Here is a 15,560-nt window from a genome sequence, read left to right on the forward strand (position 1 = left end):
CTTTCCTGCGGAAAGGGATCCGACCCCCGCACGACATCAGTAGCGGTAGTGGTCCGGCTTGAACGGGCCTTCCACCGGCACGCCGATGTAGTCGGCCTGTTCCTGGGTCAGGGTGGTCAGCTTCACGCCGATCTTTTCCAGGTGCAGGCGGGCCACTTCTTCGTCCAGGTGCTTGGGCAGCAGGTAGACCTTCTTCTCGTAGCTGTCCTTGTTGGCCCACAGGTCGATCTGGGCCAGGGTCTGGTTGGCGAACGAGTTGGACATGACGAAGCTCGGGTGGCCGGTGGCGCAGCCCAGATTCACCAGGCGGCCTTCGGCCAGCAGGAAGATCGCATTGCCGTTCGGGAAGATGTACTTGTCCACCTGCGGCTTGATGTTGACGTGCTGCACGCCCTTGAAGCCGACCAGCGCATCGACCTGGATCTCGTTGTCGAAGTGGCCGATGTTGCAGACGATGGCCTGGTCCTTCATCGCGCTCAGGTGCTCGATGCGGATGATGTCCTTGTTGCCGGTGGTGGTGACGTACAGGTCGGCACGGCCCAGGGTCGATTCGATGGTGTTGACTTCATAGCCTTCCATCGCCGCCTGCAGGGCGCAGATCGGGTCGATCTCGGTGACGATGACGCGTGCGCCGTAGGCACGCAGCGACGCGGCGCAGCCCTTGCCCACGTCGCCGTAACCGCAGACCACGGCCACCTTGCCGGCCAGCATCACGTCCATCGCGCGCTTCAGGCCATCGGCCAGCGACTCGCGGCAGCCGTACAGGTTGTCGAACTTGCTCTTGGTGACCGAGTCGTTGACGTTGATCGCCGGGATCAGCAGGGTGCCGGCCTGGGCCAGCTGGTACAGGCGGTGCACGCCGGTGGTGGTCTCTTCGGAGACGCCCTTCCAGTCCTTCACCACGCGGCCCCAGTAACCCGGGCGCTCGGTGGCCACGCGCTTGAGCAGGTTCTTGATGACCTGTTCTTCGTGCGAGGAGGAGGCGGTGTTGACCCAGTCGCTGCCGTTTTCCAGCTCGTAGCCCTTGTGGATCAGCAGGGTCACGTCACCGCCGTCGTCCACCACCAGCTCCGGACCGGTCAGGGTGCCGTCGGCCAGGGTGAAGGTCAGCGCGTCCAGGGTGCAGTCCCAGTACTCTTCCAGGGTTTCGCCCTTCCAGGCGAACACCGGGGTGCCGGTGGCGGCGATGGCCGCAGCGGCGTGGTCCTGGGTCGAGAAGATGTTGCAGGAGGCCCAGCGCACGTCGGCGCCGATGTCCTTCAGGGTCTCGATCAGCACCGCGGTCTGGATGGTCATGTGCAGCGAGCCGGTCACGCGCACGCCCTTCAGCGGCAGGCTGGTGGCGTGCTTGCGGCGGATCGACATCAGGCCCGGCATCTCGTGCTCGGCGATGTCCAGTTCCTTGCGACCCCAGTCGGCCAGGGTGATGTCGCGGATCTTGTAGTCACCTTCGGTGGAGAAGGTCTTGGCAACAGCGTTCATGCAGTAGCTCCGGTTGTGGGCGAGCGGGTACTCGCATCTAGCCGGGCGCCGTTGTTACAAAGCCACCTTACCGAGCCTGGCCGGGCCTCATGGGTTCCGGTCGCAGCGCCCCTCGGCAGGGGAGAACGCCCAGTATATCGCGGCCCCGGGGCGGAACCGGAGCGACCCAACCATCGGCAGATGGGGCGCGGGTCGGTGCCTGTTAAGGTCGAGGGTCTTCACGCATACAAAACAGGAAGATCGATGAGCAAGCACGCGCGCCGCAGCCGGCGCTGGACCGGCCTGGTCCTGTCCATGGCCCTGCTGGCGGTGGTCCCGCAGGCCTGGTCCGCCGACAGCCCGCAGGTGGCGGCGGCCAAGGGCGAAACCGGCTATGAACTGCCGTCGGCCGCGCTGCAGGCGGTGGTTGATGCGCCGCGTGCGCCCAGCCTGTTCCTGTCGCCGCGCCGCGACGTGGCCGCGCTGATGCAGATGCCGTCGCTGCCGTCGATCCAGGTGGTGGCCCAGCCGGAACTGAAGCTGGCCGGCATCCGCATCAACCCGCGCACGTTCTCCGACAGCCGCTTCAGCTTCGGCGAGAAGCTGTGGCTGCTGAACGTGGCCGACGGCAAGGAACTGCAGATCAGCGGCCTGCCGCCGCAGCTGTCGATTGCAGGCCTGGCCTGGTCGCCCGACCAGAAGTGGCTGGCCTTCAACCAGGTCGACGCCGCCAGCGGTGCCAACGAACTGTGGCTGGTGGACGTGGCCAGCGCCAGCGCACGCCGCGTCCGCACCGACCTGAACACCGTGTTCGGCGATGGCTACCAGTGGCTGCCCGACAGCCGCGGCCTGATCGTGATGACCCGCGTGGCCAACGCGGGCGACCCGCCGCCGGCCGATGGCATTCCCACCGGCCCGGCCGTGCAGCAGACCGGCAAGAGCACCGGCGTGGTGTCCATCCGCACCTACCAGGACCTGCTGAAGAACCAGGCCGATGCGAAGCTGTTCGACTACTACGCCAACGCCCAGCCGATGCAGGTCAGCCTGGACGGGCAGGCGCGTGCCATCGGCATGGCGGGCATCTACCTGGGCCTGAGCGTGTCGCCGGATGGCAACTACCTGCTCAGCCAGCGCGTGCAGCGCCCGTACTCGTACGTGGTGCCGGTGGGCAGCTTCCCGCGACGCATCGAGGTGCTCGACCGCAACGGCCAGCTGGCCCACAGCGTGGCCTCGCGCCCGCTGGTGGAGGGCCTGCCGACCGGCAATGATGCCGAAGTGACCGGCGTGCGCGACATCAGCTGGCGCGCCGATGCGCCGGCCACCCTGGTCTGGGCCGAAGCGCAGGACGGTGGTGATCCGAACCGCGACGCCAAGGTGCGCGATGCGGTGTTCATGCAGGCCGCGCCGTTCGAAAAGCCGCCGGTGACCCTGGCCCAGCTGGGCAGCCGCTTTGCCGGCATCACCTGGGGTCGTGGCGACCTGGCCCTGCTCAGCGAATCGTGGTGGAAGACGCGCAACACCAAGACCTGGCGGATCACCCCGGACGATGCGGCGCAGTCGCCGCAGTTGCTGTGGAACCGCGATGCGCAGGACCGCTACAACGATCCGGGCCGCGCCGGCGTGGTGCGCGACGTCAACGGCCGCAGCCGCCTGCAGACCACCGCCGATGGCCGCAGCATCTTCCTGTACGGGCAGGGTGCCTCGCCGGAAGGCGATCGTCCGTTCGTCGATCGCTTCGACATCGAGAGCCGCAAGGCCACCCGCCTGTTCCATTCGCAGGCGCCGGTGTATTCGGCACCGGTCGCGCTGCTGGACCAGGAAGGCGAATCGCTGCTGCTGACCCGCGAAAGCCCGGACGCGCCGAGCAACTTCTACGTGCAGTCGCTGGCGCAGGCCGATGCCGCACCGCGCGCGCTGACCCACTTCGCCCACCCGCTGCCGCAGCTGAAGGGCGTGCAGAAGGAGCAGATCCGCTACAAGCGTGCCGATGGCGTGGACCTGACCGCAACGCTGCTGCTGCCGCCGGGTTACGACCCCAAGCGCGATGGCCCGCGGCCGCTGCTGATGTGGGCCTACCCGGGTGAGTTCAAGAGCGCCGCGGCCGCCAGCCAGGTGACCGACTCGCCGTACCGCTTCAACGCGATCAGCTACTGGGGGCCGCAGGCCTTCCTGGCCAAGGGCTACGTGGTGCTGGCCAGCCCGACCATGCCGATCATCGGCGAGGGCGACAAGGAACCCAACGACACCTACATCGAGCAGCTGGTGGCCAATGCACAGGCCGCCGTGGATGAAGTGGTGCGCCGTGGCGTGACCGACCGCGAGCACATCGCCATCGGTGGCCATTCCTACGGTGCATTCATGACCGCCAACCTGCTGGCGCACACCCGCCTGTTCAAGGCTGGCATCGCCCGCAGCGGCGCCTACAACCGCACGCTCACCCCGTTCGGTTTCCAGGCCGAGGAGCGCAATTACTGGCAGGCGCAGGACGTGTACCAGAAGATGGCGCCGTTCAATTACGCCGACAGGATCAAGGATCCGATCCTCTTCATCCACGGCGTGGACGACAACAACTCCGGCACGTTCCCGCTGCAGAGCGAGCGCATGTTCGCCGCGGTGAAGGGCCTGGGCGGCACGGCACGGCTGGTGATGCTGCCGAACGAATCGCATGCCTACCGCGCACGCGAGTCGATCATGACCATGCTGGCCGAGAGCGAGCGTTGGCTGGAACAGACCATCGGTCCGGCCGAGCAGGGCAAGGCGAAGAAGAAGCGCTGACCCGCGCGCGATGATGGCGGCCCCTGCAACGGGGGCCGCCTGTTGCTTCGGCGGGGTAGAGTCGACCGTTGGTCGACTGCCCTTCTTTCAGCCGCTGGAAATCCCGCGCCGCGCGCGATAGTCGACCAACGGTCGACTCTACCCCGTCGGGGTTTCCCACACGTCGGTTGCCCGACCGGTGTATCCGTAGCCAGCGGATACGTGCAGATGAAACCATTTCTGCAACGCAGCAACGGCTTCGAACTGGGGTAGGCTTGGCGACGGATCATGCCCCGAGGTTCGTGCGTCGCCGATGAACGAGTACCGCAGCAGCATCGAATTCGCTTCCCCCGATCTTCCGCTTCGCGATGATGTGCGCCGCCTTGGTGCACTGGTCGGCGACCTGCTGGTCGAACAGGTTTCCGCCGCGTTCCTCGATGATGTCGAGGACGTGCGCACCCGCGCCATCGCGCGGCGCGAGAACCAGGCACCGCTGTCCGAGCTGGCCGATGGCCTGGCCGGGCGCACGCCGCAGCAGGCCGAAACCATGGTGCGTGCATTCAGCACGTACTTCCAGGTAGTCAACATCGCCGAGCGCGTGCATCGCATCCGCCGCCGCCGCGACTACCAGCGTGCGGGCACTGCCGCTGCGCAGCCCGATGGCCTGCAGGATGCGCTGCAGCACCTGAAGGCGCAGGGCGTGGGCCTGGACGAGCTGGCGCAGTGGCTGCCGCGCATCGACATCGAACCGGTGTTCACCGCGCACCCCACCGAAGCGGTGCGCCGCGCGCTGCTGGAAAAAGAGCAGTTGATGGTGGCCAGCCTGGTGGACAACCTGGATGGCCAGCGCACGCCGGGCGAGGCCGCTGCCGATGCCGCGCGTTTCCGCATGGCACTCACGGCATCGTGGCAGACCACCGATTCCTCGCCGGTGCGGCCCACGGTCGACGACGAACGCGAGCATGTTGGCTTCTACCTGGTGCAGGTGCTGTACCGGGTGATTCCGGTGCTGTACGAATCGCTGCAGCAGGCGCTGCGCGATACCTATGGAGAGGAGTTGCCGCTGCCGCGCCTGTTGCGCTTCGGTACCTGGGTGGGCGGGGACATGGACGGCAACCCGAACGTGGATGCCAGCACCATCCGCAACACGCTGGATGCACAGCGGCAGGCCGTGCTGGGGCGCTACCAGAAGGAACTGCTGCAGCTGGCCAGCCTGCTCAGCCAGTCCACCGAACGGGTGGGCGTGAGCGACGCACTGCAGGCGCGCGTGGCGCACTACCAGCAGCTGTTGCCACAGGTGCAGTCGCGCCCGCGCCACGCCGACATGCCGTACCGCCTGCTCAACGACCGCATGCGCGCGCGCCTGCAGGCCACGCTGGACGATGGCGAAGGTTCCTATGCCGGCCCGGATGAACTGATCGACGACCTGCAGCTGATCCTCGACAGCCTGCGCGCCAACCGTGGCGAACATGCCGGTGGCTTCGCGGTGCAGCGCTTGCTGTGGCGGGTGAAGACCTTCGGCTTCCACCTCGCGCGGCTGGACGTGCGCCAGGAATCCAGCGTGCATGCACGTGCACTGGCCGCGGTGCTGGGCGGCGATGACGCGTGGCAGGCGCTGGATGCGCTGGGCCGTGCGCGCCTGCTGGGCCCGCATGCCAGTGGCGAAACTGCTCTGCCCGGCAGTGATGACGAAGGCAACCAGCGCCTGGACGCGGTATTCGCGGCGCTGGCCGATGCACGCGCGCGGCATGGCGGCGATGCATTGGGCAGCTACATCATTTCCATGGCGCATGACCGCGGCGACGTGCTGGCGGTGCTGGCGCTGGCGCGGCGGGGTGGCCTGGTCGATGCCGATGGCGCGGTGCCGCTCGACATCGCACCGCTGTTTGAAACCGTGGATGACCTCAAGCGCGGCACCGCCACGCTGCGCGACCTGCTGGACGATCCGGTGTACCGCGCGCACCTGCGTGCACGCGACGACGTGCAGATGGTGATGCTCGGCTACTCGGACAGCAGCAAGGACGGCGGCATCGCGGCATCGCGCTGGGGCCTGCAGCGTGCGCAGGTGGAACTGCTGGAGGTGGCCGCCGAGGCTGGCATCCGCCTGACGTTCTTCCATGGCCGTGGTGGTTCGATCAGCCGTGGTGGCGGCAAGACCACCCACGCCGTGGATGCATCGCCGCGCGGCAGCATCGATGGACGCCTGCGGGTGACCGAGCAGGGCGAGGTGATCCATCGCAAGTACGGTATCCGCGCGCTGGCGCTGCGCTCGCTGGAACAGGCCACCGGTGCGGTGCTGCGCGCCAGCCTGCGGCCACGTGCCCCCGAGCCGCGCGAGGACGACTGGCGGCCGGTGATGGATGTGGTGTCTGCGGCCAGCAGCGAGGTGTATCGCGCCTTCGTTGGGCAGCCCGGCTTCATGGACTACTTCCGCACGGCCACGCCGATCGATGTGATCGAGCGGATGACGCTGGGCTCGCGGCCATCGCGCCGGCTGGGCCAGGACGCGGCGCTGGGCAACCTGCGCGCGATCCCCTGGGTGTTCGCCTGGAGCCAGGCGCGTGCGGTCATTCCCGGCTGGTATGGCGTGGGCAGTGGCCTGCAGGCCGCGGTCGATGCCGGCCACGAACAGACGCTGCGCGGGATGGCGCGTGACTGGCCGTTCTTCCGCACCTTCCTCGACGACATCGCGATGGTGCTGTCGAAGGGCGATATCACCATTGCCGAACAGTTCTCGCAGTTGTCCGGCGACCTGCACGGGCGTTTCTTCCCGCAGGTGCAGCGTGAGCTTGAGCTGACCCGGCAGTGGCTGCTGGCGCTGATGGGCCAGCAGACGCTGCTGGACCACGACGCGCGGCTGGCGCTGTCGATCCGCCTGCGCAATCCCTACGTGGATCCGATCAGCGTGCTGCAGGTGGACCTGCTGCAGCGCTGGCGGGCCAGCGGGCGCGAGGATGACGATCTGCTACGCGCGCTGGTGGCATGCGTGAACGGCGTTTCGCAGGGCGTGCAGAACACCGGTTGAGATGCATCCGCCGCGCATGGCCCGGCGCTACCCAACCGGCAATTCACGGTAGCGCCGGGCCATGCCCGGCGAGCGGTAGAGTCGAGCTTGCTCGACTGACCCGGAAAGCAGTCGAGCAAGCTCGACTCTACTCCGGCGACGGCGGGTTCGAGGCCAGCAGTTCCAGGTGCCGCTGTTCCATTTCCTGCCGCAGCTGGCGGCGGATCTGCGCGGCGGCCTGGCGGCGTTTCTCATCCGAACTGGCCGGCTGCAGCGGCGGCACCGCCGTCGGCCGGCCTTCCTCGTCCACGGCCACCATGGTGAAGAAGCAGCTGTTGGCGTGGCGCACGCTGCGCTTGAGGATGTCCTCGGCCACCACCTTGATGCCGATCTCCATCGACGAGGTGCCGGTGTAGTTCACCGAGGCCAGGAAGGTGACCAGCTCGCCCACCGCGATGGGCTGGCGGAACATCACCTGGTCCACCGACAGGGTAACCACGTAGCTGCCCGCGTAGCGGCTGGCGCAGGCGTAGGCCACCTGGTCGAGCAGGCGCAGGATGGCGCCACCGTGGACCTTGCCGGAGAAATTGGCCATGTCCGGCGACATCAGCACGGTCATGGACAGCTGGTGGGTTTTCAGTTCGGTCGACATGCGCCGATTGTATCGGGCGCGGGCCGGGCGTGCCCGGCCGCACCCATGGCACGGGGCGCGTCAGGCGGGCTGCACGCGCGTACGCAGGTCCGCGTCGGGGAAGCCGCGGGTCAGGTAGCGCGGCGGGTGGATGTGCCGGGTGTCGGCTTCCAGCAGGTGGCCGAATTCGCGCATCGCCACGTGCCACTCCACCATCTGCGTATCGCTCTCTTCCACCACCAGCGCGATGAAGTCGGTCTGCGGCAGTGAGGTTTCCACGCCTTCGGACCAGCAGCCGATGGAGATATGGTTGCTGCCGTCGACGATGAAGTTGGCCACGAACACGTCGTGCGCGTGCAGCTCATGCACCTTGTCCAGCTGTTCCTTCTGGGTGGCGTACAGCCCCGCGTGCAGCTGCAGGCGCAGGGCGCGCAGTGCCTGCTGCAGTGCTTCGCTGGCCGGGGTGAAGGGCTGCAACTGGCCTTCCACGTAGTGATGCATGTCGCCGCTGATCACCCGGCCATCGTCCATGGCCTCGCTGGCCTGGGCAATCATCGCCTGCTGCGCTTCTTCATCACGTTCACCGGCCACCAGCAGCACGTCGCGGGTCGGCATCATGAACACCGGCGGGCCTCCCAAGGGAAGGCGATGCAGCAGTTCGGGCAGCAGCACGCGGCTGCTGTCATAGGCATCGCTCCAGGCGGAGCGGAACAGCCCCGGGGCGATCTCGATGAAGGGCGCATCGTCCAGTGCACGCAGGTTGTCGCGCGCGATCGCCAATGCCTGGTCCAGGGTGATGCCCCAGTCCTCGGGCAGGTCGCGGGTCTGGGTCGCGGTGTGCTGGTCGTAGTCCACGGCCAGCAGTTCCACGCATTCCCCGGTGAGCGGTCGGTACTGCAGGGACACCCGGGCGTCGAGGCCGTTTTCTTCCATCTCCTGCAGGATGATCTGGTCGAGCAGGTTGCGGTTGCGGATCACCGGGCGCAGCCGGTCGCGGATCTCGGCGAACGGCAGCGGTTCCTCGTCTGCCATGCCCAGGATGCTGGTGAAGCGTTCCAGCACGTCGCGCTGGCGGCCGCGTTCCACGTCCAGGTAAGCCGAGTAGGCGTTGTGCAGGTTGAAGAACGAACCGCCGTCGTAGACGATGCGGAACTGATCGGCCTGGTAGTCCAGCGGCTTGTCGATGCCCAGCCGGCGCGCGGTCTGGATGACTTTCGCGGCAAATGCCTCGGGGGTGGGCTTGTCCTTGAACCAGCGGTCGAGCAGTCGGGGAATCATGCGCCATCTTCCTTGATAGAGGGCTGCATGCTGGCGTGGCAGGGGCTGCTTTGCAAGATGGCTGGCGGGCTGCACTCCACAGGCCATGAAAAAGCCGGCCAGCGGCCGGCTCTACCAGAAAGCAGAAGGGCCGCTTGCGCGGCCCTTCTGGAAGGTCAGCCGACTAACAGTCGGCTCTACCCGTCGGCTCTACCCGTCGGCTCTACCCGCAAGCTTTACTTCAGCTTCGCATCGGCGCGCAGGGCGGCGGCGCGGTCGGTCTTCTCCCAGGAGAAGGCCGTGGCGTTGACGGTCTCGCCTTCGCCGTTGAGGTAGCTGAACTCCTTCGGCTTGCGGCCGAAGTGGCCGTAGGCCGCGGTCTGCTGGTACATCGGGTGGACCAGGTCCAGCATCTTGATGATGCCGTACGGGCGCAGGTCGAAGTGCTTGCGGATCAGCTTCTCGATCTTGTCGTCGCTGATCTTGCCGGTGCCGAAGGTGGTGACCGAGATCGAGGTCGGCTCAGCCACGCCAATGGCGTAGGAGACCTGCACTTCGCAACGGTCGGCCAGGCCGGCGGCAACCACGTTCTTGGCGACGTAGCGGGCAGCGTAGGCAGCCGAACGGTCGACCTTGGACGGGTCCTTGCCGGAGAAGGCGCCACCACCGTGACGGGCCCAGCCGCCGTAGGTGTCGACGATGATCTTGCGGCCGGTCAGGCCGCAGTCGCCCACCGGGCCACCGATCTCGAACTTGCCGGTCGGGTTGATGTGGAACTTGGTGCCCTTGTGCAGCCACTTGGCCGGCAGCACCGGCTTGATGATCTCTTCGCGGACGGCCTCGATGAGGTCCTTCTGCTTGATGCCCGGGGCGTGCTGGGTCGACAGGACCACGGCGTCGATGGCCGAAACCACGCCGTTTTCATAGCGCAGGGTGACCTGGCTCTTGGCGTCCGGGCGCAGCCAGGACAGCGGCGAGTTGCGCTTCTTGCGGATCTTGGCCTGCTGTTCGACCAGGCGGTGCGACAGGTGGATCGCGGCCGGCATGAAGCTGTCGGTCTCGTTGGTGGCGTAGCCGAACATCAGGCCTTGGTCGCCAGCGCCCATTTCTTCCGGCTTCTTGCGGTCCACGCCCTGGGCGATGTGCGGCGACTGCTTGCCGATCAGGTTCAGCACGCCGCAGGTGGCGCCGTCGAAGCCGACGTCGGAGCTGTCGTAGCCGATGTCCGTGATGACCTTGCGGGTCAGCGCTTCCAGGTCGATCCAGGCGCTGGTGGTGATTTCACCGGCCACGATGGCAACACCGGTCTTGACCATGGTCTCGCAGGCCACGCGGGCGCGCTGGTCCTGGGTCAGGATCGCGTCCAGCACCGCATCGGAGATCTGGTCGGCAACCTTGTCCGGATGGCCTTCGGAGACCGACTCGGAGGTGAAGAGATAGCTGGACATCAGGCGGTATATCCCTTGATTCGGATGGAAAGATGGGCGCGCATCATACACGGGGTGCGCCGCCTGTGCATTGTGAACCCGTATGGGTTGCCGGTGGTTAAGGTGTTGTGCCCACCGCGACAAGGCCTGGCGGGCCCTCGGGGGCCATGGTGCGCAGGCAGTGTTCCACTGGCGTGACCATTGCCGGGCGGGCGCCGGGCCCCGGCGGGGCCATCCGGGCGCCCGGCCGGGGCCGTCATCGTTCTGCCGCCAAACCGCCATCTGCCTGCCGCGTGGCGGGCGCAGGCTCTCGGCCAATCCGGCCGCCGGGCATCAGTGACCACGCCATGCAGGAACTCGAGCAGCGCTTGCAGCAACGTTTCCCCGATTGGTTCCACGGCCCCCGTGGGCGGCTGGCGCGGCCCCTGTTGCGCAGCGTCGGCCGCTGGTCGCGGCTGGACCGGGTGGAGGCCTTCCTGCAGCGCAGCGCCAACCTGCGCGGCTTCGATTTCGTCGCCGCCGGGCTGGAGTTCCTCGAAAGCGACTACCAGGTCGATGCGCGGGATCTGGCCCGTATCCCGGCCACCGGCCGCCTGCTGATCGTGGCCAACCATCCCTCCGGCGCGCTGGACGCACTGGCCCTGCTGGACGCGGTCGGCCGGGTGCGGCGCGACGTCCGCATCGTCGCCAACGATCTGCTGGGCGCCATCGGCCCCCTGCAGGATCTGCTGCTGCCGGTGCGCATCTTCGGTGGCAAGGTCCAGCGTGGCAGCCTGCACGCGGTGGAACAGGCGCTGGACGCCGAGCAGTGCGTCATCGTGTTCCCGGCCGGCGAGGTGTCCCGGCTGTCGCTGCAGGGCATCCGCGATGGGCGCTGGCAGCGCGGCTTCGTGCGTTTCGCCCGCGCGGCCGCTGCACCGGTGCTGCCGGTGCGGGTGGAGGCACGCAACTCGGCGCTGTTCTACGGCGCCTCGACCCTGTTCAAGCCGGCCGGCACCGCCCTGCTGGCGCGTGAGATGTTCGCCCGCCGCGGGCGCCCGCTGCGCCTGCGCATCGGCCAGCCGATGCAGCTGGGCCAGGGCGACCCCGGCGCGCAGCTGCTGGCCGTGCGCCGGGCGCTGTACGCGCTGGGCCCCGCCGACAGCTGCGCCGACAGCGTGCCGGCCGGCCCCGAGCCGCTGGCTGCCCCGGTTCCGCCGGCGCAGGTGGCCGCCGATATCGCCAGGGCCACCGTGCTGGGCCAGACCGGCGACGGCAAGCAGATCCTGCTGGCCAGCTGCACGGCCGATTCGGCCCTGCTGCGCGAACTCGGCCGGCTGCGCGAGCTGACCTTCCGCCAGGTGGGCGAGGGCACTGGCCGCAGCCGCGACCTGGACGACTACGACCTGCAGTACCAGCACATCGTGATCTGGGACGGCAGCGCGCAGCGCATCGCCGGTGCCTACCGCATCATGCGCGGTGCGCAGGCACTGGCCCGCCGCGGCCTGGCCGGGCTCTACAGCGCCTCGCTGTTCCGCTATTCCGACGATGCCATCACCCGCATTGCCGAAGGCCTGGAACTGGGCCGCAGCTTTGTGGTGCCCGATTACTGGGGCAGCCGCAGCCTGGATTACCTGTGGCAGGGCATCGGCGCCTACCTGCAGTGCCAGCCGGGCATCCGCTACCTGTTCGGCGCGGTGTCGATCAGTGCCGCGCTGCCGCGCGAAGCACGCGAACAGCTGGTGGCCTACTACCAGCGCTATTACGGCGGCCGCAGCGGCCTGGTCGAATCCAACCAGCCGTTCCAGTATTTCGCTGCACCGCCCAGCTTCGGTGAACTCGATGCCGGCGCCGCCTTCGACGTGCTCAAGGCCAACCTGGCCGCGCTCGGCACCGGCGTGCCGACGCTGTACCGGCAGTACACCGACCTGTGCGAACCCGGCGGCGCGCGCTTCCTCGCCTTTGGCGTCGATCCGGATTTCAGCGATTCGATCGACGGCCTGATCGAAGTGGACCTGCAGGCGATCCGGCCGCACAAGCGCAAACGCTACCTGCGCGACGCGGGGATGCCGGCATGAGCGCGCTGGCGAACCTGTCGCCGCACCGGCGCGCAGTGTTCGTCTCCGATGTGCACCTCGGGTCGCGCCATTGCCATGCGGCCGAGCTGGCCACCTTCCTCGGCCAGCTGCGCTGCGAGCGCCTGTACCTGGTGGGCGACATCATCGACCTGTGGTGGATGGCGCACCGCCGCGCCAACTGGCGCGCCTCGCACAGCGAGGTCATCCAGGCGCTGCATGCACTGCGTCGCGCCGGCACCGAGATCATCTACATTCCCGGCAACCACGATGCCTCGCTGCGCCATGTCTGCGGGCTGATGCTGCCGGCGATGCAGGTGCGCCGCCGTGCCATCCACGTGACGGCGGACGGGCGCCGGCTGCTGGTGGCGCACGGCGACGACTACGATGGCGTGACCCACTTCGGTGGCCTGCAGGAACGCTTCGGCGACTGGCTGTACTACCGCATCCTCACCGGAAACCAGGCGTTGAACGCCGTGCGGCGCCGGCTGGGCATGCGCTACTGGTCGCTGTCCGAGTTCCTGAAGAAGCGCAGCGGCGCCGCCGAGCGCTACATCGAACGCTTCGTCCAGGCCGGCCTGGAGGACGTGCGCCGGCGTGGGCTGGACGGCATCATCTGCGGCCACATCCACCGCGCGGCGCTGGTCGAGCGCGATGGCCTGGTCTATGCCAACGATGGCGACTGGGTGGAAAGCCTGACCGCCCTGGCCGAAGACCACGACGGCGCGCTGCGGCTGCTGGACCACCACGGCCAGACCCTGGTGGAACTGCCCGGCGCGCGCATGGCGCAGGCGGCGTAGCGCCTGCTTTCTGTAGAGCCGGGCCCATGCCCGGCTGTCGTGCGCAGCGCGACCGTTTTCTGTAGAGCCGAGCCCATGCTCGGCTGTCGTGGCGCCAGACGAAGCGCAGCCGAGCATCGGCTCGGCTCTACATACAGGACGCGCAAGCGGCTAGCATCGGCCCATGGACTCGTTGACCCAGATCGTTCTCGGTGGTGCCGTCGCTGCCGCCATCGCTCCGCCCGGCCACCGCCGCGCGGCCCTGCTGGCCGGTGCCGCGCTCGGCACGCTGCCCGACCTCGATGCCCTGTGGCTGGGCTTCGCCGCGGCCGATCCGGTGGCCAACATGGTCGACCACCGCAGCTTCAGCCATTCGCTGCTGGTGCTGCCGTGGGTGGCGGCACTGATCTGGTGGCTCTTCAAGCGCTTCGGCAACGGCCGCGTGGCGCAGGCGCCGGTCCGCTGGTTCTGGGCCATCCAGCTGGCGCTGGTCACCCATCCGCTGCTGGACGCGTTCACCGTCTACGGCACCCAGCTGTGGTGGCCGCTGCGGCCGCATCCGACGATGGGCTCCAGCGTCTTCATCATCGACCCGGCCTACACCGTGTGGCTGCTGCTGGGCTGCGTGGTGGCCTGGTTCGCGCGTGCGCGGCCGTGGGCGGGCAAGGTGCTCGGGGTATCGCTGCTGGTCAGCACCGCCTACCTGGGCTGGGGCCTGGTGGCCAAGGCACAGGTCGACCGCGCCGCGCAGCAGAGCCTGGCCGCCATGGGCCTGGGCGATGCACCGCGCTTCTCGGTGCCGATGCCGTTCAACACGCTGCTGTGGCGGGTGGTGGCGATGACCCCCAGTGGTTACGTGGTGGGTGACCGTTCGCTGGTGGCCGACCAGGGGCCGATGCGGTTTGAAGGCTACCCGTCCAACGTGCAGGCGCTGCGCGAAGCCTCCGCGATCCCGGCGGTGCAGCGGCTGCAGTGGTTCAACCGCGGCTTCATGCGTGCGCAGGTGGTGGATGGCCAGCTGGTGCTGAGCGACCTGCGCATGGGCCTGGAACCGGACTACACCTTCAATTTCGCGGTGGCCGAGCAGGTGGACGGGCAGTGGCGGGCGATCGTGCCGCAGCAGCAGCGCATGGACTACAGCAGCCCCGCCGCACGCGCCGACGCCGGGCAGCGGTTGGCCGCGATGTGGCAGCGGATCTGGCAGGCGCCGCCGACGGCGACCCTGCACATCGATCCGTGAACCCGCGCCGCGCGCGGGCCGCGCCTCAATACACCGTCGCGCGGCCCTGCACGAACGAATAGAAGAACACCGCGTTCGGATCGTTCTGCACCAGGCGGAACTCGCGGCGCATGCCGTCCACCGTTTCCTCGTCCACGGCGCCGGCCTGCAGCAGCTGGTCGGCGGCCGACAGCAGCAGCTGCTCCCAGAACGCGATCATGGTCTTGCGGCGTGCGGGTTCGCGGTTGTCCAGGTGGATGGTCTTGATTTCGGTATGCACGTCGCGGAAGCCGCCGGCCAACAGCAGGTTGCCCAGCTTGGCGCCGACGAACGGGTCGCCACCGTGGTCGTGCTGGAAATCATTGAAGGCCATCCAGTAGCGCCAGATGTGCGGCGAGTACGGGTCCAGCAGGAACGAGGCGTTCATCACCTCGGTGATGTAGACCGGCGAACCCGGGGCCAGCACGCGGCGCACTTCGCTCAGCACGCGGGCGGGGGAGGGCACGTGTTCCAGCACCCAGCACAGGAACGCCGAATCGAAGCTGCGGGCCTCGAACGGCAGCTCGCCGGCATCGGCCTGCTGCAGGGTGTAGCGGTCGCTGCACCATGGGGTGCGCGCCAGGTTCTCGCGCGCCGTGGCCAACTGCGCCTCGCTCAGGTCCACGCCGGTCACGTGCAGCTCGGGGAAGCGGCGCAGCAGGATCTCGGTCTGCGCGCCGACGCCGCTGCCGACTTCCAGCAGGTGGCGTGCACCGGTGTAGTCGATCTGGCTGAAGATGCTCGATTCCAGCAGGCGTGCTTGGGTCATCAAGCGCTGCTGTTCGGTACCGGAAAAGCCGTGCAGGTAGGTCGGGGAAGAGATCGGCGGCGTCATGGTGGCGGACTCTTGGGGCGTCGAGCAGGATCGATGGGAAGGGTGCGTAGAGTCGAGCTTGCTCGACTGCTCGGGGAGGCCAGTCGAGCAAGCTCGACTC

At 68.1% G+C, this 15,560-nt stretch carries 10 protein-coding genes and 1 riboswitch; of the genes, 5 read left to right on the forward strand and 5 right to left on the reverse strand.

Annotation, left to right across the window (positions count from 1 at the left end):
• Positions 1 to 36: 36 nt before the first annotated feature.
• Positions 37 to 1,482, reverse strand: coding sequence for an adenosylhomocysteinase (gene ahcY / locus C1926_RS07755; protein WP_108745972.1), 1,446 nt, complete (start codon positions 1,480 to 1,482; stop codon positions 37 to 39).
• A gap of 36 nt (positions 1,483 to 1,518) precedes the next feature.
• Positions 1,519 to 1,602: riboswitch (S-adenosyl-L-homocysteine riboswitch) on the reverse strand.
• Positions 1,603 to 1,725: 123 nt separating this feature from the next.
• On the opposite strand from ahcY, the gene C1926_RS07760 reads away from it, so the two are divergent.
• Positions 1,726 to 4,236: a prolyl oligopeptidase family serine peptidase gene (locus C1926_RS07760; RefSeq protein ID WP_108758803.1), complete on the forward strand. Its 2,511-nt coding sequence runs from the start codon at positions 1,726 to 1,728 to the stop codon at positions 4,234 to 4,236.
• A gap of 292 nt (positions 4,237 to 4,528) precedes the next feature.
• Entirely contained in the window at positions 4,529 to 7,240 is a 2,712-nt protein-coding gene (gene ppc / locus C1926_RS07765; RefSeq protein ID WP_108758804.1) for a phosphoenolpyruvate carboxylase, read from the forward strand.
• 127 nt (positions 7,241 to 7,367) lie between these two features.
• On the opposite strand, the gene C1926_RS07770 is transcribed toward ppc, so the two are convergent.
• The 3 genes from C1926_RS07770 to metK form a co-directional block, all read right to left on the reverse strand.
• Positions 7,368 to 7,871 (reverse strand): acyl-CoA thioesterase, encoded by a 504-nt coding sequence (locus C1926_RS07770; protein ID WP_108758805.1) that lies wholly within the window; start codon positions 7,869 to 7,871, stop codon positions 7,368 to 7,370.
• Between the two features lie 60 nt (positions 7,872 to 7,931).
• On the reverse strand, positions 7,932 to 9,128 hold the full coding sequence (locus C1926_RS07775) for a hypothetical protein (RefSeq protein ID WP_108758806.1): 1,197 nt from the start codon (positions 9,126 to 9,128) through the stop codon (positions 7,932 to 7,934).
• A 215-nt stretch (positions 9,129 to 9,343) separates the two neighbouring features.
• Complete coding sequence (gene metK, locus C1926_RS07780) at positions 9,344 to 10,555, reverse strand: methionine adenosyltransferase (protein WP_079220656.1); 1,212 nt, start codon at positions 10,553 to 10,555, stop codon at positions 9,344 to 9,346.
• A 326-nt stretch (positions 10,556 to 10,881) separates the two neighbouring features.
• Between metK and C1926_RS07785 the strand changes: the two genes are divergently transcribed.
• The 3 genes from C1926_RS07785 to C1926_RS07795 all read left to right on the forward strand — a co-directional run bounded on the left by C1926_RS07785 (position 10,882) and on the right by C1926_RS07795 (position 14,607).
• Positions 10,882 to 12,591, forward strand: coding sequence for a lysophospholipid acyltransferase family protein (locus C1926_RS07785; RefSeq protein WP_108758807.1), 1,710 nt, complete (start codon positions 10,882 to 10,884; stop codon positions 12,589 to 12,591).
• Positions 12,588 to 13,388 (forward strand): UDP-2,3-diacylglucosamine diphosphatase, encoded by an 801-nt coding sequence (locus C1926_RS07790; RefSeq protein WP_108758808.1) that lies wholly within the window; start codon positions 12,588 to 12,590, stop codon positions 13,386 to 13,388. Before C1926_RS07785 ends, C1926_RS07790 begins: the two co-directional genes overlap by 4 nt.
• Positions 13,389 to 13,551: 163 nt before the next feature.
• Positions 13,552 to 14,607: a metal-dependent hydrolase gene (locus C1926_RS07795; RefSeq protein WP_108745979.1), complete on the forward strand. Its 1,056-nt coding sequence runs from the start codon at positions 13,552 to 13,554 to the stop codon at positions 14,605 to 14,607.
• Positions 14,608 to 14,632: 25 nt separating this feature from the next.
• Here C1926_RS07795 and C1926_RS07800 read toward each other — a convergent pair whose 3' ends face one another.
• The gene (locus C1926_RS07800) at positions 14,633 to 15,460 is read right to left on the reverse strand and encodes a class I SAM-dependent methyltransferase (protein WP_079220660.1); all 828 of its coding nucleotides are present in this window, start codon (positions 15,458 to 15,460) and stop codon (positions 14,633 to 14,635) included.
• Between the last annotated feature and the right edge of the window lie 100 nt (positions 15,461 to 15,560).

The organism is Stenotrophomonas sp. ZAC14A_NAIMI4_1 (assembly GCF_003086915.1).
In the GTDB taxonomy this organism is placed as follows: Bacteria; Pseudomonadota; Gammaproteobacteria; order Xanthomonadales; family Xanthomonadaceae; genus Stenotrophomonas.